Below are 22,348 nucleotides of genomic sequence, written 5' to 3'. Positions count from 1 at the left end.
TAGGGCCTTGGGCTGGTGGTTAAATAACCACCAGCCTTTTTGCGCTGTATTGCTTGTATCATTTTTGCCCGAGGTTGGGATACAAGTTTTGCAAAAACAACACGGGATCGACAGATAAAAGATTCATCTGTCTTAACCATCGAACCACTCGTTGGTTAGGGTCATCAATCAGCTAGCTGAGGAACCCCATGGCGTACTCCTACTCTGAGAAAAAACGTATTCGTAAGGACTTTGGTAAACGACCGCAGGTCTTAGAAGTGCCTTATTTGCTGTCTATGCAGCTTGATTCATTTAAGAAATTTATTGAAGTCGATCCAGATGCCAATAACGGCCTGGAAGCGGCTTTTCGTTCGGTTTTTCCTATTGCCAGCTACTCAGGTAATGCGGAACTGCAGTACGTCAGTTATCACATGGGTGAGCCGGCGTTTGACGTTGAAGAATGTCAAATTCGTGGTATTACCTACTCAGCACCTCTGCGTGTGAAACTGCGTCTGGTCCTGTTTGATAAAGAAGCAGCAGCCGGCACGGTTAAAGACATTAAAGAGCAAGAAGTGTACATGGGCGAAATTCCGTTAATGACAGAAAACGGAACCTTCGTTATCAATGGTACAGAACGAGTTATCGTTTCTCAGCTTCACCGCTCTCCAGGTGTCTTTTTTGACCATGACAAAGGTAAATCACATTCGTCAGGTAAAGTTCTGTATAACGCACGAGTTATCCCATACCGTGGCTCGTGGTTAGATTTTGAGTTTGATCCTAAAGACAACGTGTTTGTTCGTATCGACCGTCGCCGTAAATTACCGGCGTCTATTATTCTTCGTGCACTAGACTACAGCACCGAAGAAATGCTCGATATGTTCTTCGAAACAACCTACTTCGAAATCTTGAAAACCAAAGTCAAGATGGAGTTGGTGCCTGAACGTCTTCGCGGCGAAACTGCGAAGTTCGACATCAAAGGTGCTGATGGTGAAGTATTGGTTGAAAAAGGCCGTCGTATTACCGCACGCCATATTCGTCAGTTAGAGAAACTGGACATTAAAGAAATGGACGTGCCGACTGAATACATGGTCGGAAAAGTATTAGCAAAAGACTACGCCGATAAGAAAACAGGCGAAGTTATTGGCCACGCAAATGACGTATTAACGCTTGAGTTAATTGCGGCATTGAGCGAAGCCGGTATTAAGAAAATTGAAACGCTGTTTGTGAATGATTTGGACCACGGTCCTTACATGAGCGAAACGCTGCGCGTAGATTCAACCACAAACCGTTTGGAAGCGTTGGTTGAAATCTATCGTATGATGCGCCCAGGCGAACCACCGACTCGCGAAGCAGCAGAAGCATTATTCGATAACTTATTCTTCAGCGAAGAGCGTTACGACTTATCGACCGTTGGTCGCATGAAGTTTAACCGCCGTTTAGGTCGTGATGACTTAAGTGGTGATAACACGTTGTCGAAAGAAGACATTATCGATGTCATGAAGAAGCTTATCGAGATTCGTAACGGTCTTGATGAAGTGGATGATATCGATCACTTGGGTAACCGCCGTATTCGTTCGGTTGGTGAAATGGCGGAAAACCAATTCCGTGTAGGTCTTGTACGTGTTGAGCGTGCCGTTAAAGAGCGTTTATCTCTTGGCGATTTAGACAACACCATGCCACAAGACCTGATTAACGCGAAGCCAATCAGCGCTGCCGTGAAAGAGTTCTTTGGCTCAAGCCAATTGTCTCAGTTCATGGACCAAAACAACCCGCTGTCAGAAGTCACGCACAAGCGTCGTATTTCTGCATTAGGTCCGGGTGGTTTGACGCGTGAACGTGCAGGTTTCGAAGTTCGAGACGTACACCCGACCCACTATGGTCGCTTGTGTCCAATCGAGACGCCGGAAAGTCCGAACATCGGTCTTATTAACTCGCTGTCGAGCTTCTCAAGAACGAACGAGTACGGTTTCCTTGAGACGCCTTACCGCCGTATTGAAAATGGTGTCGTTACTGACGATGTCGACTACTTGTCAGCCATTGAAGAGGGCAACTATGTTATCGCTCAGGCGAACGTAGGGCTTAATGACAAAGGTGAGTTAACCGAAGACTTAGTGCCTTGCCGACACAAAAACGAATTTACATTGATGAGTAAAGAGCAAGTTCAGTATATGGACGTTGCTCCTCAGCAAATCGTGTCAATTGCAGCAAGCATGATTCCATTCCTTGAGCACGACGATGCTAACCGTGCTTTGATGGGATCAAACATGCAACGCCAGGCGGTACCAACACTACGTGCAGATAAGCCGTTAGTTGGTACTGGTATTGAACGCACTATCGCGGTCGACTCGGGTGTTACCGTTGTTGCTAAACGTGGTGGTGTCGTTGATTACGTCGATGCGAGCCGCATCGTAGTTAAAGTAAATGAAGAAGAAATGGTGCCGGGTGAAGCAGGTATCGACATTTACAACTTAACTAAGTACACACGCTCTAACCAAAACACCTGTATTAACCAGAAACCAACGGTTAATCCTGGTGAGCCGGTAACGCGTGGCGATGTATTGGCAGATGGCCCGTCGACAGACTTAGGTGAATTGGCTCTTGGCCAAAACCTACGTGTCGCGTTCATGCCTTGGAATGGTTATAACTTTGAGGATTCAATCCTTATCTCCGAGCGTGTTGCGCAAGAAGACCGTTTAACCACTATTCACATTCAAGAACTGAACTGTGTTGCTCGTGACACCAAATTGGGCGCTGAAGAAATTACTTCAGATATTCCGAATGTTGGTGAGTCAGCGCTGGGCAAACTTGATGAAGCCGGTGTTGTTTATGTTGGTGCTGAAGTTAATGGCGGCGACATACTGGTCGGTAAAGTGACACCTAAAGGCGAAACACAGTTAACGCCAGAAGAGAAGCTTTTGAGAGCTATCTTCGGTGAAAAAGCGTCAGACGTTAAAGATAGCTCGCTGCGTGTTCCTAACGGTGTTAACGGTACTGTTATTGACGTGCAAGTCTTTACTCGCGATGGCGTTGAAAAAGATAAACGTGCCGTTGCTATCGAAGAGATGCAACTGGCGAAGGTTAAGAAAGACCTGACAGAAGAATTTAAGATTCTTGAAGAAGGTATCTACAACCGTGCGCGCAACTTGCTATTAGCTAATGGCTTCGATGAAGCTAAATTAGCAAGCATGGACCGTAAAAACTGGTTAACTCAGGACTTAGGTTCTGAAGACGCTCAAGCGCAATTAGAACAAATTGCCGAGCAGTACCAGCAAATTAGTGACGATTTCGATACGAAGGACGAAAACAAGCGTCGTAAAATCACTCAAGGTGATGATTTAGCGCCTGGCGTACTGAAAATCGTAAAAGTCTACTTAGCGGTCAAACGTAGCATTCAGCCTGGTGATAAATTGGCTGGTCGTCACGGTAACAAAGGTGTTATCTCTACTATCATCCCAGTTGAGGACATGCCTCACGATGATGAAGGTAACCCGGTAGATATCGTATTGAACCCATTGGGTGTACCGTCGCGGATGAACATCGGTCAGGTGTTGGAAACACACTTGGGTATGGCTGCTCGCGGAATTGGTAGCAAAATAGACAAGATGCTGAAGCAGCAGCGAGCAATGAAAGAGCTGCGCGACTTCTTACAGCAAGTTTATGACCTGGGTGAGTGCCGCCAGAAAGTCGATATCAGTGAGTTTTCTGATGACGAAGTGATGCGCTTAGCAGGTAACCTAAAAGCAGGTCTGCCAACAGCAACACCAGTATTTGATGGTGCGGTTGAAGAAGAAATTAAAGAGCTTCTGAAACTAGCAGATTTACCTGAATCGGGTCAGATACCACTGTTTGACGGTCGCACGGGTGATAAGTTTGAGCGTGATGTGACTGTTGGTTACATGTACATGCTGAAACTAAACCACTTGGTCGACGACAAGATGCACGCTCGTTCTACCGGCTCTTACAGCTTGGTAACTCAGCAGCCATTGGGTGGTAAAGCACAGTTTGGTGGTCAGCGCTTCGGTGAGATGGAAGTCTGGGCATTAGAAGCATACGGTGCTGCATACACCTTGCAAGAAATGTTGACGGTTAAGTCGGACGACGTAAACGGTCGTACGAAGATGTACAAAAACATCGTCGACAATAACCTGCAAATGGAAGCGGGTATGCCAGAGTCGTTCAACGTATTGTTGAAAGAAATTCGCTCTCTGGGCATCAATATCGAGCTGGAACAGAACTAAGCGTCTGTTGCTGGAATTACTGGGGGAGTGATGTTCACTCCCCATAGGTTGAACTCCGACAGGAGATAAATCGTGAAAGACTTGTTGAAGCTTTTAAAGCCGACGAATCAAGCAGACGAATTTGACGGAATTCGTATTGCTTTGTCTTCGCCAGATATGATCCGCAGTTGGTCATATGGTGAAGTCAAAAAGCCGGAAACTATTAACTATCGTACGTTCAAACCAGAGCGTGACGGTTTGTTCTGTGCGCGTATCTTTGGTCCGGTAAAAGACTATGAATGTTTGTGCGGTAAGTACAAACGTTTGAAGCACCGCGGTGTTATTTGTGAGAAGTGTGGCGTCGAAGTCACCTTAACCAAAGTGCGCCGTGAGCGTATGGGTCACATTGAACTGGCGAGCCCTGTTGCGCATATCTGGTTCTTAAAATCACTGCCATCACGTATCGGTCTTATGCTCGACATGACTCTGCGTGATATTGAGCGTGTATTGTATTTTGAATCTTACGTAGTTACTGAAGGCGGCTTAACGTCTTTAGAACAAGGTCAGATTCTGACAGAAGAAGAATATTTAGACGCTTTAGAAGAACATGGCGATGAGTTCGACGCAAAAATGGGTGCCGAAGCGGTGCTTGATTTATTGCGTGCTGTCGACATTGACGCTGAAATTCAAACGTTGCGCGAAGAGTTACCTGAAACCAACTCTGAAACAAAACGTAAGAAAATCAGCAAGCGCCTGAAGTTGTTAGAAGCTTTCCAAATGTCTGGCAACAAGCCAGAGTGGATGATTCTGAAAGTATTACCAGTACTACCACCAGACTTACGTCCGTTGGTACCGCTGGATGGTGGCCGATTCGCAACATCAGACTTGAACGACCTGTATCGCCGCGTTATTAACCGTAATAACCGTCTGAAGCGCCTGTTAGATTTGGCGGCTCCGGATATTATTGTGCGCAACGAGAAGCGTATGCTTCAGGAAGCGGTTGATGCCTTATTAGATAATGGTCGTCGTGGTCGTGCTATTACAGGTTCTAACAAGCGTCCTCTGAAATCTTTGGCAGATATGATCAAAGGTAAACAGGGTCGTTTCCGTCAGAACTTGTTGGGTAAACGTGTTGACTACTCAGGCCGTTCGGTTATCACCGTTGGTCCTAAGTTACGCTTGCACCAGTGTGGTCTTCCGAAGAAGATGGCTCTGGAGCTGTTCAAGCCGTTTATTTACGGAAAATTGGAGCGTCGTGGTTTAGCAACAACCATTAAAGCAGCTAAGAAAATGGTTGAGCGCGAAACCGCGGAAGTTTGGGACGTTCTGGATGAAGTCATCAAAGAGCACCCAGTACTTCTGAACCGCGCACCGACACTTCACCGCTTAGGTATTCAGGCGTTTGAACCAGTACTGATTGAAGGTAAAGCGATTCAGTTACACCCATTGGTCTGTGCGGCATATAACGCCGACTTTGATGGTGACCAAATGGCTGTGCACTTGCCGCTGACTTTGGAAGCTCAGTTAGAAGCTCGTGCGTTGATGATGTCAACCAACAACGTACTGTCACCAGCAAGTGGTGATCCAATCATCGTACCTTCACAGGACGTTGTATTGGGTCTTTACTACATGACCAAAGAGAAAATTAACGGTAAAGGCGAAGGCATGATTTTCAAAAGCCCGTCTGAAGCTGAAAAAGCTTACCGTAATGGTGATGTAGAACTGCATTCACGCGTTAAAGTGCGTATTACGGACACAACCGCTGACGAAGACGGTAACCGTACGACTAAAACTGCGGTACGTGATACAACCGTAGGCCGTGCATTATTGTCATTAATTATGCCAGAAGGTTTGCCGTTTGAGCTTATCGATCAGGCTATGGGCAAAAAGCCTATCGCTCGTATGCTTAACCAGGCTTACCGTAATCTGGGCTTGAAAGACACGGTTATTTTTGCCGATCAAATCATGTACACCGGTTTCCACTACGCGATGGTTTCAGGTGCGTCGGTTGGTATCAACGACATGGTTATTCCTGAAGCGAAGAAAGAAATCGTCGCAGCGGCGGAAGAAGAAGTTGCTGAAATTCAGGAACAGTTTGAGTCTGGCCTGGTAACCGCTGGTGAGAAATACAACAAAGTTATCGATATCTGGTCAACTGCGAACGAGAAAGTCTCGAAAGCGATGATGGATAACTTGTCGAAAGAAATTGTCACCAATAAAGACGGTAAAGACGAAGAGCAAGCATCCTTTAACTCTATCTTCATGATGGCTGACTCAGGCGCTCGTGGTAGCCCTGCGCAGATTCGTCAGTTGGCTGGTATGCGTGGTCTGATGGCGAAGCCAGATGGCTCAATCATCGAAACGCCTATCGTTGCGAACTTCCGTGAAGGTTTGAACGTACTTCAGTACTTCATCTCGACTCACGGTGCTCGTAAAGGTCTTGCGGATACGGCACTGAAAACAGCGAACTCAGGTTATCTGACTCGCCGTCTGGTCGATGTTTCTCAAGACGTCGTTATCATGGAAGAAGACTGTGGTACACACGATGGACTGACAATGAAGCCATTAATTGAAGGTGGTGACGTTGTAGAGCCATTGCGTGAGCGCGTGCTAGGTCGTGTTCTTTGTGATGACGTTCTGAAGCCGGGTAGCGAAGACGTTCTGTTACCTCGCAACACGCTGCTTGACGAAAAGAACTGTGACATTCTCGAAGAAAACTCTATCGATGAAGTTAAAGTTCGTTCGGTTATTACCTGTGACACAGATTTTGGTGTTTGTGCACACTGTTACGGTCGTGACTTGGCTCGTGGCCACATGGTTAACCAAGGTGAAGCGGTTGGTGTTATCGCAGCACAGTCAATCGGTGAGCCGGGTACACAGCTGACCATGCGTACCTTCCACATTGGTGGTGCGGCATCGCGTGCAACGGCTGAGAACAGCGTACAAGTTAAGAACTCAGGTACTATCAAGCTGCACAACGCGAAGTGGGTTGTAAACAGCGATAAAGAGCATGTAATTACTTCTCGCTCGACTGAGTTGACGCTTATCGATGAATACGGCCGTGAGCGTGAGCGTTATAAAGTACCTTACGGTGCGGTATTGAAAAAAGGTGAAGGTGATGCAGTTGAAGGCGGCGAGACTGTCGCTAACTGGGACCCGCATACTCACCCAATCATTACCGAGGTGGAAGGTCGTATCAAGTTTGTCGACTTAATTGACGGCGTTACTATGACGCGTCAAACCGACGAGCTGACAGGTCTTTCAAGCATTGTAGTACTGGAAACTGGTCAACGTACCAGTGCCGGTAAAGACATGCGCCCAATGGTTAAATTGGTTGACGGTAAAGGTAACGACGTGAACATCGCCGGTACCGATATTCCAGCGCAATACTTCTTGCCAGGTAACGCTATCATCAACCTGGAAGATAACGCCGAAGTTAAAGTCGGTGATACCTTGGCGCGTATTCCGCAAGAAGGTTCGAAGACTCGTGATATTACCGGTGGTCTTCCGCGTGTTGCTGACTTATTCGAAGCGCGTCGTCCGAAAGAGCCTGCAATTCTGGCAGAGAAGACAGGTACGGTGTCATTTGGTAAGGAAACCAAAGGTAAGCGTCGCTTAATCATCACACCAAACGATGGTGCTGAGCAGCACGAAGAAATGATTCCGAAGTGGCGTCAGCTTAACGTGTTCGAAGGTGAACAGGTTGAGAAAGGTGAGGTTATCGCCGATGGTCCGGAAGCACCACACGATATCCTGCGTCTGCGTGGCGTAAGCGCTGTAGCAAACTACATCGTGAACGAAGTTCAGGAAGTTTACCGACTACAGGGTGTTAAGATTAACGATAAGCACATCGAAACGATTGTTCGTCAGATGTTGCGTAAAGCGTTAATTCTTCGTGCGAATGATACTAACCTGCTGGAAGGCGAAATGGTTGAAATGGCGGAAGTGCTTGCAGCGAATGCAAAAGCAGAAGCTGAAGGCAAAACGCCAGCATCTTTCGAGCGTCAGCTATTAGGTATCACTAAAGCGTCACTGTCGACAGAATCGTTCATTTCTGCGGCGTCGTTCCAGGAAACAACTCGTGTCCTGACCGAAGCAGCGGTAGGCGGACGTAAAGACAGCTTACGCGGCCTGAAAGAAAACGTTATTGTGGGTCGATTAATTCCGGCAGGTACCGGTTACTCGTATCACAAAGAACGTATGCAGCGTCGCCTCGACGAGTTACAAGTTGATGAAGAGCCATCAATGACTGCAGAGCAAGCTGAGCAACAATTAGCGGACGCTCTTAATGCAGGAAACGAGTCACCAAAAGACGACTCTGCTGAATAAACAAATACGCTTTTAGCCTATTTGTACAGAAGCCAGTACTAATAATAGTGCTGGCTTCTTTTTTATAACCTTGACAGGTGAAAATATGACCATTAGAATTTCGGCTCCCGATTTTCGGGATCCGACTTTGTATGGTCGGAAAAAAGCGATTTTTCACGCACATTGTGCGCGCTAAAAAGCGACATCAACTAAACTAGGAGTAATGAATGGCAACAGTTAATCAGCTGGTGCGTAAAGGCCGTCAAAAGCCCGTTGTGAAAAGCAACGTTCCGGCTCTTGAAGCGTGCCCTCAAAAACGCGGAGTATGTACCCGTGTTTACACCACAACCCCTAAGAAACCGAACTCTGCAATGCGTAAAGTTTGCCGTGTTCGTTTAACCAACGGTTACGAAGTATCTTCGTACATCGGCGGTGAGGGACATAATTTACAAGAACACTCAGTCGTACTGATTCGTGGCGGTCGTGTAAAAGACTTGCCAGGTGTTCGTTACCACACCGTTCGTGGTGCACTTGACTGTTCAGGTGTTAACGATCGTAAACAAGGCCGTTCTAAGTACGGCGCGAAGCGGCCTAAGTCTTAACGGTTCTCCGTTAGTAAGGCCAAACTGTAATTCATAAGTTTTGGGTAATACCCTGAATTAATCGGAGAATATTGAGATGCCAAGAAGACGCGTCATAGGTCAACGTAAAATCCTGCCGGATCCTAAGTTCGGATCAGAGTTGTTGGCTAAGTTTATCAATGTCGTCATGGTTGACGGCAAAAAAGCAGTCGCTGAAAAGATTATCTACGGTGCACTGGACATCCTGGCAGAGAAGTCAGGAAAAGGTCATCTGGACGTTTTTGATGATGCACTAGAAAACGTGCGTCCTACCGTCGAGGTTAAATCTCGTCGCGTTGGTGGTTCTACCTACCAAGTTCCAGTTGAAGTTCGTCCGGTACGTCGTAACGCACTGGCTATGCGCTGGTTAGTTGATGCAGCGCGCACCCGTGGTGAAAAATCAATGTCGCAGCGTCTGGCAGCTGAAATGCTAGATGCATCAGAAAACAAAGGGTCAGCTGTGAAGAAACGTGAAGACGTTCACCGCATGGCTGAAGCAAACAAAGCGTTTGCTCACTATCGCTGGTAAATTCACAGTTAACCTAGAAAGGAGTTTATTGTGGCTCGAGAAACATCAATTGAGCGCTATCGTAATATCGGTATCTGTGCTCACGTAGACGCCGGTAAAACGACGACCACAGAGCGTGTACTTTATTACACGGGTCGTAGTCACAAAATCGGTGAGACTCACGATGGTGCGTCTACAACTGACTGGATGGAGCAAGAGCAGGAACGTGGTATCACTATCACCTCAGCAGCGGTAACAAGCTTCTGGGAAGGTATGGATCGCCAATTTCCTCAACACCGTATCAACATCATCGATACTCCGGGACACGTTGACTTCACTATCGAAGTAGAACGTTCTCTGCGTGTTCTTGATGGCGCTATCGTTGTTCTGTGTGCATCTTCAGGTGTTCAGCCTCAAACAGAAACTGTTTGGCGTCAGGCGAACAAATACGAAGTACCACGTATGGTATTCGTCAATAAGATGGACCGTGCTGGTGCTGACTTCATGTCAGTCGTTGATCAAATGAAAACTCGTTTGAACGCGAACGCAGTACCAATTCAGATTCCAATCGGTGCAGAAGACGAGTTCAAAGGTGTCGTTGACCTTATCAAAATGAAGGCTATCAACTGGAGCGAAAACGACATGGGTATGACATTTACCTATGAAGACGTTCCTGCTGACCTTCAAGATCAAGCAGACGAATTGCGCACTGAGTTAGTTGAAGCTGCGGCTGAAGCTGACGAAGAGCTAATGGAAAAATACCTTGAAGAAGGTGAGTTAACTGAAGAAGAGATCAAACGTGGTCTTCGTAAAGCAACTTTGGCAAATGAAATTGTTTTAGTTCAGTGCGGCTCAGCGTTCAAAAACAAAGGTGTTCAGGCAATGTTGGATGCGGTTATTGAATTCTTACCGTCGCCAACAGAAGTTAAGCCAATTACCGGTATTTTAGACGACGATGAAACAGAAGGCGTTCGTAAGTCTGATGACAACGAACCATTCGCAGCATTGGCGTTTAAAATTGCGACAGACCCATTTGTTGGTACATTGACTTTCGTTCGTGTTTACTCTGGTGTTCTAAATCAAGGTGACGGTGTTGTTAACCCAGTTAAGAACAAAAAAGAACGTATCGGTCGTATGGTACAGATGCACGCAAATGACCGTCAGGAAATTAAAGAAGTTCGCGCCGGTGACATTGCTGCACTAATTGGTCTTAAAGACGTAACTACTGGTGACACGCTGTGTGATCCAAACAACAAGATCATTCTTGAGCGTATGGAATTCCCAGAACCAGTTATCTCTGTTGCGGTAGAGCCAAAAACTAAAGCTGACCAAGAGAAAATGGGTATTGCTTTAGGTAAACTAGCAGCAGAAGATCCATCGTTCCGAGTTCAAACGGACGAAGAGTCTGGCCAAACCATTATCTCTGGTATGGGCGAGCTTCACTTGGACATCATCGTTGACCGTATGAAGCGTGAGTTCAAAGTTGAATGTAGCGTTGGTCAGCCTCAGGTTGCATACCGTGAAGCAATCCGTAAGGCGGTTGAAGTCGAAGGTAAATTCGTACGTCAATCAGGTGGTCGTGGTCAATTCGGTCACGTATGGCTGAAACTTGAGCCAATGGCTATCGAAGAAGATGAAGACGGCGAAGACATTACTTACGAATTCGTTAACGAAATTGTTGGTGGTGTGGTACCAAAAGAGTACATCCCAGCAGTTGATCGTGGTGTTAAAGAGCAAATGGAGCAAGGCGTATTAGCTGGCTACCCAGTATTGGGTGTTAAAGCAACCCTATATGACGGCTCTTACCACGATGTTGACTCGTCAGAAATGGCGTTTAAGATCGCTGGTAGCATGGCATTCAAAAAAGGTGCAATGCAAGCTGACCCAGTTCTGCTTGAACCAATGATGAAAGTCGAAGTTATTACTCCAGAAGAGTCGATGGGTGATGTTGTTGGCGACCTGAACCGTCGTCGTGGTCTCATCGAAGGTATGGAAGAAGCGCCAGGTGGCTTGAAAGCGGTTAACGCTCAAGTTCCACTGTCTGAGATGTTTGGTTACGCAACTGACTTGCGTTCACAAACCCAAGGTCGTGCATCATACTCAATGGAATTCTTGAAGTACGGTGAAGCACCAAACAACATCGCTGAAAAAGTGATGGCTGAGCGTAACGCTAAAGGTTAAGTAAGGTCTGGTCCGGTCTTACACAGGACCGGGCTTTCAACTTAAATTTGAGGATATATCATGTCTAAAGAAAAATTTGAACGTTCGAAGCCGCACGTAAACGTCGGCACCATTGGTCACGTTGACCACGGTAAAACTACACTAACTGCTGCTATCACAACTGTTTTGGCAAAAGTTTATGGTGGTGCGGCGAAAGACTTCGCAGCCATCGATAACGCGCCAGAAGAGAAAGAGCGTGGTATCACTATCTCAACTTCTCACGTTGAGTATGACACGCCAACTCGCCACTACGCGCACGTAGACTGCCCAGGGCACGCTGACTATGTTAAAAACATGATCACCGGTGCTGCACAGATGGACGGCGCAATCCTGGTAGTAGCGGCAACTGACGGCCCAATGCCACAAACGCGTGAGCACATCCTGCTTTCACGTCAGGTTGGCGTACCTTACATCGTTGTCTTCATGAACAAATGTGACATGGTAGACGATGAAGAGCTGTTAGAGCTGGTAGAAATGGAAGTTCGTGAGTTGTTGTCAGAGTATGACTTCCCGGGCGACGACCTGCCAGTTATCCAGGGCTCAGCACTGAAAGCGCTGGAAGGCGACGAAGAGTGGGCGAAGAAAATTGTTGAGCTAGCAGATGCGCTTGATAACTACATCCCAGAGCCAGAGCGTGACATCGATAAGCCATTCATCATGCCAATCGAAGACGTATTCTCGATTTCAGGTCGTGGTACAGTTGTTACCGGTCGTGTAGAGCGCGGTATCATCAACACTGGCGACGAGTGTGAAATCGTTGGTATGAAAGAAACGACTAAGACGACTGTGACTGGTGTTGAAATGTTCCGTAAGCTGCTTGACGAAGGTCGTGCAGGTGAGAACATTGGCGCCTTGTTGCGTGGTACTAAGCGTGACGAAGTTGAGCGTGGCCAGGTATTGGCGAAGCCAGGTACAATTACTCCGCATACTAAGTTCGAAGCGGAAGTTTACGTACTGAGCAAAGACGAAGGTGGCCGTCACACGCCATTCTTCAAAGGCTATCGTCCACAGTTCTACTTCCGTACGACTGACGTAACGGGTGCAGTAGAATTGCCGGAAGGCGTAGAAATGGTTATGCCAGGCGACAACCTGAAGTTCGTTGTAGAGCTGATTGCTCCAATCGCAATGGACGAAGGTTTGCGTTTCGCAATCCGTGAAGGTGGTCGTACTGTAGGTGCAGGCGTTGTATCTAAGATCATAGACTAATACGGTTTAAGTATCGTATACAAAGCCCGGCTTTATGCCGGGCTTTTTTATGGCTGTTGAACGGCTCGTCTTTACAGTTCTTGACATTCAAGCCTCAAAAGTGAAAGATGAAATGTCATGATTTTCATCAATAACAGTAAAGTGTGGGGCTTTTGAGTCGTTTTTTACTGCTTTTCGCAGCATTACTCTGTAGTTTTCCTATAGCAGCACAGACAAAGGTCTATGTTGCCGCTTACGACTACCCGCCTTATTTTTCTGATGTTCTGGAAACCGACTTAACCCGCGAGCTAATTAACCGCCTTAATAATCATCAGAGCAATTACGAATTTGTGATTGAAGTGATACCACCTTCTGCGCGTTATGAAGCGCTAAGTAAGGGCGGTTGTTGCGATGTTATATTTTTCGAGTCACCGAGTTGGGGCTGGCAAGGCCGAGAAATAGAAGTTGACGCAACTTTCCCTTTAGTGAGAGGGAAAGAGCGGCTAGTTACAGCGCAAAAAGAGGGGCGTTCACAAAAATTTTTTAATAACTTTAAGGGTAAAAGCCTTGCCGGGGTAAAAGGTTATCACTATCTTATAGCCGGAGAACTCAAAGCCTCTAATGAGCTAAAAGATGATTATACTGTTTATCTAGCGGACTCAAGAATAACAAATATTCGAATGGTTCTAGGTGGACGGGTTGACTTAACAACGGTCAATGATGAGTTGCTTGCTGCTTTGGAAGGTTCACGTCAAATCAATATTGATAACTTATTACTTTCGGAAAAATCAGACTTCACGTATGAACTGCATTTATTGGTCGGTAACACCGGGAAAATTGAAGCCTCAACCTTACAGAGGCTTTTAAGTGAGTTAGGCAGAAAAGGGGAAATTGACCGGCTTTTTCGACGTTTCAATATGGAACGCTTTCAATTATATCGACCGTCCACAATTCGCTAAAGCTTAATAAACGCTTAAACCCAGTTTATTCGCAACTTCTCGCACCATAAACATACCGCGAGCGCTGTTGCCAAACTCGTTTAAGCGCGGACTCCAGGCTGAAATAACTCCAAAGTCAGGCACAATAGCGACTATGCCACCGCCAACACCACTTTTCGCTGGCACGCCAACAGTAAATGCAAACTCACCACTTTGATCGTACATACCGCTGGTGGAAAGTAAGGCATTAATTCGTTGAGAATCACGCTTGGACATAATTTCTTTTTTAGAAAACGGGCAAACGCCGTCATTTGCTAAAAAAGTAAATGATCGCGCCAAATTTTCACACGACATTGACAGCGCACATTGCCAGAAGTAGTGATCGAGCAGCTCGTCGACATCTGAGTCGATATTGCCAAAGCTTTTCATCAGATGGGCTAAAGCGGCATTCCGGTGCCCGTGGTCTTTCTCTGATTCATGTACTTCATGGTCAGCATAGACTTCTTCGTTACCACAAAGACTGCGTACAAAGCTTAGAACCGCATTTTTACTGGCCGAGTAATGGCTAACAAGGACATCGCTGACCAAAATAGCACCGGCATTAATCATTGGGTTACGAGGTATGCCTTTTTCCCACTCAAGCTGAACAATCGAATTAAATGCCTGACCTGATGGTTCCATCTTGACTCGTTCCCATAACTCATCGCCAAGCCTTTCCATAGCCAGAATAAGCCCGAAGATTTTTGAAATGGATTGAATAGAAAACTGTGTCTGAGTGTCACCAAAGGTAAATGTCTCACCATCTAAGGTTGCGACGGTTAAAGCGCACTGCTCAGGGTCAACCGCGGCAAGGGCGGGTATGTAATCCGCCACCTTGCCGGTATTTATAGTCATTGCTTGCTCATGAATGTCTCGCAGCAGGCGGGTTAAATCGTCAGGCGCATGTATGTGCTGCCCGCCGCTGACTATATCACGCGTCACGAGGGTGCTCCGGATGCGTTATTGTAGCCAGTCTGTCCCTTATATCCTGAGGTAGCTTCACTGAACACTCCTTCTGATAATCGAAATAAACCAACACAGACTTACCCTTAGCGCAGAGTTTGTCTTTTTGCCAAACCTCGGTCGTAATATCAAATGAGCTGCCGCCCATTCTGGTGACGTAAGTGTTTACTGTAACCGGGCTGCCAAAGTAAATTGGAAACAAATAGTCTACTTCCAGTCGCGCTACAATTAAGCTTTGAGTTTCTGGCGACATTTCACCGAAAAACTCGAATATCGGTAGCCGGCCGGTTTCAATCCAGCCGGGTATGACCGTGTTATTCACATGGCCTAGCGCGTCGGTTTCATAAAATCGAACTTTAAAGTCTTCCGTTAACATACTGCTTCCTTTTATTTTAGCATCGGCTTTAAAAAACGTGCCGTATGCGACTGTTTATTCTCACAAATGGCTTCTGGTGTGCCTTCGCAGAGTATCTCTCCGCCCCCTGAACCGCCTTCAGGACCAAGGTCAATAATCCAGTCGGCGGTCTTAATGACATCTAAGTTGTGCTCTATGACAACGACCGTATTACCATGGTCTCGTAAGCGATGAATCACGGCTAATAACTGTTTAATATCGTGGAAATGCAGGCCCGTGGTTGGCTCATCCAGAATATACAATGTTTTACCGGTGTCTCGTTTGGATAGCTCACGCGACAGTTTGACGCGTTGCGCCTCACCGCCGGAGAGCGTCGTTGCCGACTGTCCTAAGCGTACGTAAGACAAACCTACATCCATGAGTGTTTGTAGTTTACGTGCTATTGCCGGAATTGGGTCGAAGAACTCACGAGCGTCTTCTATGGTCATTTCCAGCACTTCATGAATGTTTTTGCCTTTGTACTGAATTTCCAGCGTTTCGCGGTTGTAGCGTTTACCTTTACAAATATCGCAAGGTACGTAGACATCCGGCAAGAAGTGCATTTCAACTTTAATAACGCCGTCGCCCTGACATGCCTCACAACGACCACCGCGGACGTTAAAGCTAAAACGGCCTGGTTTGTAGCCACGAGCCCGCGCTTCAGGAACACCAGCGAAAAGCTCGCGAATAGGCGTGAATATGCCGGTATAAGTCGCCGGGTTAGAGCGTGGTGTCCGACCAATCGGGCTTTGATCGATATCGACAACCTTATCTAAATACTGGAACCCATCGACACTTTCATAAGGTGACGGAACATCGGCTGTTGCGCCATTAAGCTCTCTGTGGGCTATTTTAAACAGCGTGTCATTGACCAGAGTCGATTTACCCGACCCTGATACTCCGGTAACGCAGGTCATGATGCCAAGCGGCAGCTTCATAGTGACATCTTTGAGGTTATTACCACTGGCACCCTTTATTACGAGTTGGCGGTCATCAGGCTTATGTCGTTCTGCAGGCACATCAATCACTTTACGACCAGACAGGTAATCCCCGGTTAGCGAGTCCTTACTTTCAATAATGTCGTCAACGTTGCCCTGAGCGATAATCTCACCACCATGAACACCGGCGCCCGGACCTATATCAATGACATGATCAGACTGACGAATCGCGTCCTCATCGTGTTCTACGACAATAACCGTATTACCTAAGTCCCTCAGGTGCGTCAGGGTATTTAACAAGCGTTCATTGTCGCGCTGATGCAGACCAATACTGGGTTCATCAAGAACGTACATAACACCGACTAAGCCGGCACCAATTTGACTGGCTAGGCGAATTCGCTGAGCTTCGCCGCCAGATAAGGTTTCTGCACTGCGAGATAGGCTCAAGTAGTTGAGACCTACGTTCACCAAAAAGCGCAGGCGGTCGTTAATTTCTTTAAGAATTTTCTCGGCTATTTGAGCACGCTGACCTTCCAGGTCTAATTGCTGGAAGAAGGCCATAGCGTCACCAATGGACTGCTCGACCACTTCCGGTAAGGTCACATTGTTAATAAATACGTGGCGGGCCTCGGTGCGCAGGCGCGTGCCATGACAACTCTTACAAGGTTGTGTTGCAACGTACTTCGACAGCTCTTCGCGAACCGCTTGAGACTCAGTTTCGCGATAGCGGCGCTGCATGTTCGGAATAATGCCCTCGAAGGCATGCTCGCGGACGACTTTATCACCGCGGTCATTCATATAAGTAAATTTTATCTCTTCTTTTCCGCTGCCGAACAGAATGATATTCCGAATATCTTCCGGTAAGTCTTTAAAGGGCTCAGATAGCTTAAATCCATAATGCTTAGCCAGTGACTGCAGCATTTGGTAGTAATAAAAGTTACGTTTGTCCCAGCCACGAATAGCACCACCGGTTAAGGAAATCTCGTCGTTAACAATGACCTTTTTCGGGTCAAAAAACTGTTCAACGCCTAAACCGTCACAAGTGGTACAAGCCCCCGCTGGGTTATTGAATGAGAACAGGCGAGGTTCCAACTCCTGCATACTGTATCCGCAATGCGGACAGGCGAAGTTTGCTGAGAACACTAAGGTGTCTCCGTCGCCTTCCATAGGGGCAACCAGCGCAGTACCACCACTTAACTCTAAAGCGGTTTCAAAAGATTCGGCTAAGCGTTGCTCTAAACCTTCGCGAACTTTAAAACGGTCTACAACCACTTCAATGGTGTGCTTTTTCTGCAGTTCTAAAGGCGGCGGATCACTTAAGTCGCAAATTTCACCGTCAATGCGTGCGCGGATAAAGCCCTGTAACGCGAGGTTTTCTAGAACTTTTAAATGCTCGCCTTTGCGGTTTTGAATAATGGGCGCTAATAACATGCGCTTCTCGCCTTCTGGCGCATCAAGCACTTTGTCGACCATTTGCGAGACCGTTTGTGCAGCCAGTGCCACGTCATGCGTTGGACAGCGAGGCTCACCTACGCGTGCGTACATTAAGCGCAAATAGTCATAAATTTCGGTAATAGTACCCACAGTTGAGCGCGGGTTATGAGATGTCGACTTTTGCTCAATGGAGATAGCAGGAGACAGACCTTCAATACTGTCTACATCGGGTTTTTCCATCAGCGATAAGAACTGACGAGCGTAAGCTGATAGTGACTCAACGTAACGGCGCTGACCTTCTGCATAGAGTGTATCAAACGCTAACGACGACTTACCGGAGCCGGATAAGCCGGTAATGACAATAAGCTTGTCACGGGGTATCGTCAGATTGAAATTTTTCAGGTTGTGCGTTCGTGCACCGCGTACTTCAATGTTTTCCATAATTCCCGTCTGTTTTTCAGCAAATCTTCAACTTGTAGGAAGTCGACGACAAAACGCTATTATCGCACAGTGTATGCCTTCTGGTACAATATCAGCATGATTCATTCTGATACTAGCGCAAACGCAGTAACATGACGCAACACTCGTTAAATAAGACCGAACGTAAAGCCGCATTCTCACTGGCGTCCGTATTTGGTATACGGATGTTAGGGCTGTTTTTGATCATGCCGGTATTGGCGGTTTACGCACAAGCCTATCCGGATTATTCACCATTGCTTGTTGGTGTTGCATTAGGTGCTTATGGTCTGACCCAAGCGCTGCTGCAAATTCCATTAGGTATGGCGTCCGACCGTATCGGCCGAAAGCCCATTATTATTGGCGGTTTAGTGGTGTTCGTGCTGGGTAGTATTGTTGCAGCATTAGCCGATAGCCTGGTAATGGTGAGTGTTGGTCGAGCGCTGCAGGGCGTTGGTGCGATAGCTGCTGCTATTTTGGCGTTGGCGTCGGACTTATCGCGTGACGAGCAACGACCGAAAGTCATGGCTATTATTGGTATGTGTATTGGCTTGGCGTTTGCCGTCTCGTTGGTTGTCGGACCGCTGCTCGGCGGTGTTATTGGTTTGTCAGGGCTTTTCTGGTTTACCGCTGCAACCGGAGTGTTGGGTATTGTTGTGCTGGTTATGAGTGTGCCTAAAGTGGTAACAACCTCAGCGAGACGGGAGTCTCTGCCGGTGGCTTCCGAGCTGAAAAAGCTCTTAAAGCATAAACAGCTTTGGTGTCTGAACACGGGTATTTTTGTTCTGCACGCTATTTTAACAGCTTGGTTTGTGACTATTCCCACACAACTGCAAAGCGCAGGGTTTGAGAGTCAAACACACGCTTGGTTTTATTTACCAACGCTTGCTGCATCGGTTGTATTAATGGTGCCTATGATTATTCGAAGCGCCCGAAATAATAGCTCAGTACAGTGGTTACGAGCATCTATCGCTATACTCATTATTTCGCTGGCGACGGTTTTTTACGCCGGTGAGTCAGCCGTTTGGTTGGTCGCAGCGTTAGTCGTATTTTTTACAGGCTTTAATTTTATTGAAGCCAGCTTACCTTCTTTGTTAACCCGCATAGCTCCCGCTGGTAGCAAGGGTAGCGCCAGTGGCATTTATTCAACCAGCCAGTTTTTAGGGGCGTTTGTTGGTGGTGTTGCAGGCGGTTGGGTCTTACAAAACTATCAGACATCGGGCATTGTGGTATTCTGTTTGATCTTGCTACTATGTTGGTTTGTTATCAGCTTCCTGATGAAGAACCCGGAAAGCGTCACCAGCTTGTCGGTAGCAACCCCAAACTTGACGAAAGACAAAGCGATACGTTTAAGTGAGCAGTTACTAACCATTACGGGTGTAAAAGAAGCTCGCTGGGTCGAAGACGATCAGGCAACTTATTTAAAAGTCGATAAAAAAGCGTACGATGAAAAAGCAGTGAATGAACTGCTTAGTGCATTAAGAACAGGAGAGTGAAATGGCCAGCCGCGGTGTGAATAAAGTTATTTTGATTGGTAATCTGGGTGCAGATCCCGAAGTGCGTTATACCCAGAACAGCACGGCGATAGCCAATTTATCGATTGCGACCAGTGAAACCTGGAAAGACAAGCAAACCGGAGAGCCACGCGAGCAAACCGAATGGCACCGTTGTGTGGCGTATCGCCGTTTGGCAGAAATTGCTGGTGAGTACCTTAAGAAAGGTTCTAAAGTTTATGTTGAAGGGCGCTTGCAGACACGCAAGTGGACTGGACAGGACAATGTAGAGCGTTACACGACTGAAATCGTTATAAACGAAATGCAGATGCTTGACTCACGCGGAGGTCCTCAAGGTGGCCCTCAGGGCGGACCTGCTCAAGGTCAGGGTTATGGCGGTGGTCAACAAGGTAACTATGGCGGCCAACAGCAACAACAACGTCCGGCACCACAGCCGTCTCAACAGAGTCAGCAGCCGCAACAGAAACCGGCTGAGCCGGCACCGTTCTCACCGGACACCGACTTTGACGATGACATTCCCTTTTAACGGGAAACAAAAATTAATAGGTAGACATCTAATAAAGAAAGGCTCCCTGCGGAGCCTTTTTGTTAAGGTTTTATTACGCTTTCCTTGTCAGCGCATTGTTTTCCCTCTAAATTTGTCAGTATGAAACTGACAATACAACTTCTGCTTACCTTAGTTATATCACTCGCATTGACGACAGGCGTTTATGCGCAGGACGACTCTATCTCTTTAGAAGAACTAGAGCAGTTGCCGCCTATTCCGGCTGAGTACGGTACGCTGAGTTACCTTGAAAAAGTCAACTGGCTGAATGAACGACTGAATGAAGACATCAATGTTGTAGAAGAATACCGATTGCAACGTATGCTCGCATTTGAATATGACGACAACGGCGAGCCAACGTTAACCAATTCAATTTGTGAGTCTCATCCACCTCAAAGCTTTGACTTTTATTATCGCTATACTTGTTTAGCGGTAGACGACCTTAGTTACGAGCAACGAATTTCCAAACTATTTGAGCTGCACGAAAAGCTTCTTGAAGAAGGATGGGTGGAATTTGCGGTGTCAGTTCTAGCTGAAATTGGTTGGATGCAGTCGAGTAGCGGTAATATTAAGCAAGCCTTTCAGAGTTTTGAACAAGCATTATCACTTGCGAAAGACCAACGTGTACCTTGGCTCGTGTTAAACGGTGTCATGCAGGATACCGCTACGCTTTATATTATGTACGGTGACGCGAACTATCGGCAAAAAGGTATGCAACTGCACAAGCATATCCTGGAACGGACAAAGGCATTAAGGGACGATAACCAGCTACCGCCTGAGCACGCACAAAACACCATTGATTTAACGTACTTTAACCTCGGTGTAGCCAATGCATTGCATGAACGAGACTATGAAAAAGCCTTAGACTGGCTTGGAAAAGTTAATTTGGAACAAGCTGTACAGGCGAAGTCTGCTTTGGTTTTTTCTGCGTTATCCGCAGTTGAATTAGGTAAGGCAGAATTAGCGGCTAATTACCTTGACCAATCCGCACAGCTTGAAGATCAAGACCCCGTTGTTGAACGGTACCTGGCTTGTTATCAACAGTTGGTCAATCATAAGTTGAATAATCAAGATGACGTGCCCGCCTGCCATAACCTGCACCCGGACACTCAATTAGAAGTGAAGCTGGATGTCTATAAGCGGATGTCCGAGTTGGAAAGCTCAGATCTTCGGATTGAAGGGCATGAGAATTTTTACCAGTTGTACAAAAGCACACTGCAAAATCAGTTAAAGCAAAGCAGTAGCGCTATGGCGTCGAGTGCAGAGCTCAGTCGCTTGCAGCTCGAGTCAGAGTTACAGAAAGATTTGCTGGAAAAAGAAGAGCTCTTAAAAGATGCAGAGCGCGAACGACGTGAGACCCAGTCGAATCTTATGTATGCCATTATCGCTATTTTTATACTAGTGGTGGTTTTCGGTTTATTGCAGATACGGCAGAAGCTGCGCCAGGCCAAACGGTTTAAAGCGCTCAGCCAGAGGGACTCTCTTACCGGACTACATAATCGGCTTTATTTCGAAGGCCGTATACAGCGCGAGCTAGACGCTGTTAACTTAGCGAATCGCGAAGAAGACAATAAGCGCCTTGCGGTGTATCTGTTCGATATTGATTACTTCAAAAAGCTGAATGACTCTTATGGTCATGACATTGGCGATGAGGTGTTAAAAGAATTTGCCCGCCGCGTCACGCACGCACTAAGAGAGCAGGATATGCTTGTACGCTGGGGTGGAGAAGAGTTCCTTGTGGTTGCAAAAGTCGATGACGAGGATGACTTTCACAATATTGCTCAGCGCATTCACAAGGCAGTTACGCAAAAGCCGTTTATTCTGCCAAATGGTTTAGAGTTACCTGTTACTTGTACGGTCGGTGGGGTCATTTGTCCGTACTTGACCGATATTGACCAGGTACCGCATTGGCGAACCCTGGTGCAATTGGCTGATACAGCTATGTATTATGGCAAGTCACAAGGTCGTAATAGGTGGGTTTGCATTAACGAAATACCCACGAAAGAGGTGGAAGAAAAGGTGCTTAACGAAGGATTCAAAAGCCTTGATAAGCACCAGGGTGTGAAACTGAAAACATCAAACGACCAGTAA

At 46.8% G+C, this 22,348-nt stretch carries 13 protein-coding genes; 10 read left to right on the top strand and 3 right to left on the bottom strand.

The annotated features are described in order from the left end of the window. The first annotated feature begins 188 nt into the window (after window positions 1-188). The 7 genes from rpoB (at window position 189) to BLT32_RS04550 (ending at window position 13,996) form a co-directional block, all read left to right on the top strand. Window positions 189-4,217 (top strand): DNA-directed RNA polymerase subunit beta, encoded by a 4,029-nt coding sequence (rpoB, locus tag BLT32_RS04580; protein WP_053953117.1) that lies wholly within the window; start codon window positions 189-191, stop codon window positions 4,215-4,217. Between the two features lie 72 nt (window positions 4,218-4,289). Continuing rightward, on the top strand, window positions 4,290-8,525 hold the full coding sequence (gene rpoC, locus BLT32_RS04575; RefSeq protein ID WP_053953116.1) for a DNA-directed RNA polymerase subunit beta': 4,236 nt from the start codon (window positions 4,290-4,292) through the stop codon (window positions 8,523-8,525). A gap of 206 nt (window positions 8,526-8,731) precedes the next feature. Then, complete coding sequence (rpsL, locus tag BLT32_RS04570; protein ID WP_006956845.1) at window positions 8,732-9,106, top strand: 30S ribosomal protein S12; 375 nt, start codon at window positions 8,732-8,734, stop codon at window positions 9,104-9,106. Window positions 9,107-9,182: 76 nt separating this feature from the next. Beyond that, a complete protein-coding gene (gene rpsG, locus BLT32_RS04565; protein WP_053953115.1) occupies window positions 9,183-9,653 on the top strand; it encodes a 30S ribosomal protein S7 in 471 nt (156 codons plus the stop codon). 30 nt (window positions 9,654-9,683) lie between these two features. Next, window positions 9,684-11,813 carry an elongation factor G gene (gene fusA, locus BLT32_RS04560; protein ID WP_053953114.1) on the top strand — a complete coding sequence of 710 codons (2,130 nt, stop codon included), beginning with the start codon at window positions 9,684-9,686 and terminating at the stop codon, window positions 11,811-11,813. Window positions 11,814-11,873: 60 nt separating this feature from the next. Further along, window positions 11,874-13,058, top strand: coding sequence for an elongation factor Tu (gene tuf, locus BLT32_RS04555; RefSeq protein ID WP_074668889.1), 1,185 nt, complete (start codon window positions 11,874-11,876; stop codon window positions 13,056-13,058). 152 nt (window positions 13,059-13,210) lie between these two features. Beyond that, window positions 13,211-13,996, top strand: coding sequence for a type 2 periplasmic-binding domain-containing protein (locus BLT32_RS04550; protein ID WP_407716539.1), 786 nt, complete (start codon window positions 13,211-13,213; stop codon window positions 13,994-13,996). Between the two features lie 3 nt (window positions 13,997-13,999). On the opposite strand, the gene glsA is transcribed toward BLT32_RS04550, so the two are convergent. The 3 genes from glsA to uvrA are packed head-to-tail and all read right to left on the bottom strand — an operon-like array spanning window position 14,000 to window position 18,184. Continuing rightward, a complete protein-coding gene (gene glsA / locus BLT32_RS04545; protein ID WP_053953111.1) occupies window positions 14,000-14,956 on the bottom strand; it encodes a glutaminase A in 957 nt (318 codons plus the stop codon). Beyond that, window positions 14,946-15,353: an acyl-CoA thioesterase gene (locus BLT32_RS04540; RefSeq protein WP_053953110.1), complete on the bottom strand. Its 408-nt coding sequence runs from the start codon at window positions 15,351-15,353 to the stop codon at window positions 14,946-14,948. The genes glsA and BLT32_RS04540 overlap by 11 nt, the downstream gene beginning before the upstream one ends. Before the next feature lie 11 nt (window positions 15,354-15,364). Beyond that, window positions 15,365-18,184 carry an excinuclease ABC subunit UvrA gene (uvrA, locus tag BLT32_RS04535; RefSeq protein WP_053953109.1) on the bottom strand — a complete coding sequence of 940 codons (2,820 nt, stop codon included), beginning with the start codon at window positions 18,182-18,184 and terminating at the stop codon, window positions 15,365-15,367. A 131-nt stretch (window positions 18,185-18,315) separates the two neighbouring features. Here uvrA and BLT32_RS04530 point away from each other — a divergent pair, with 131 nt between their 5' ends. From BLT32_RS04530 to BLT32_RS04520, 3 genes are all read left to right on the top strand, one after another. Next, on the top strand, window positions 18,316-19,695 hold the full coding sequence (locus tag BLT32_RS04530) for an MFS transporter (protein ID WP_053953108.1): 1,380 nt from the start codon (window positions 18,316-18,318) through the stop codon (window positions 19,693-19,695). Between the two features lies 1 nt (window position 19,696). Beyond that, on the top strand, window positions 19,697-20,239 hold the full coding sequence (gene ssb, locus BLT32_RS04525) for a single-stranded DNA-binding protein (RefSeq protein ID WP_053953107.1): 543 nt from the start codon (window positions 19,697-19,699) through the stop codon (window positions 20,237-20,239). A gap of 120 nt (window positions 20,240-20,359) precedes the next feature. Continuing rightward, window positions 20,360-22,348, top strand: coding sequence for a GGDEF domain-containing protein (locus tag BLT32_RS04520; RefSeq protein WP_053953106.1), 1,989 nt, complete (start codon window positions 20,360-20,362; stop codon window positions 22,346-22,348).

Source organism: Idiomarina zobellii (assembly GCF_900100855.1).
Classification (GTDB): Bacteria; Pseudomonadota; Gammaproteobacteria; order Enterobacterales; family Alteromonadaceae; genus Idiomarina; species Idiomarina zobellii.
Note: the sequence above shows the minus strand (reverse complement) of the source record. Positions and strands in the feature narration are given on the sequence as shown.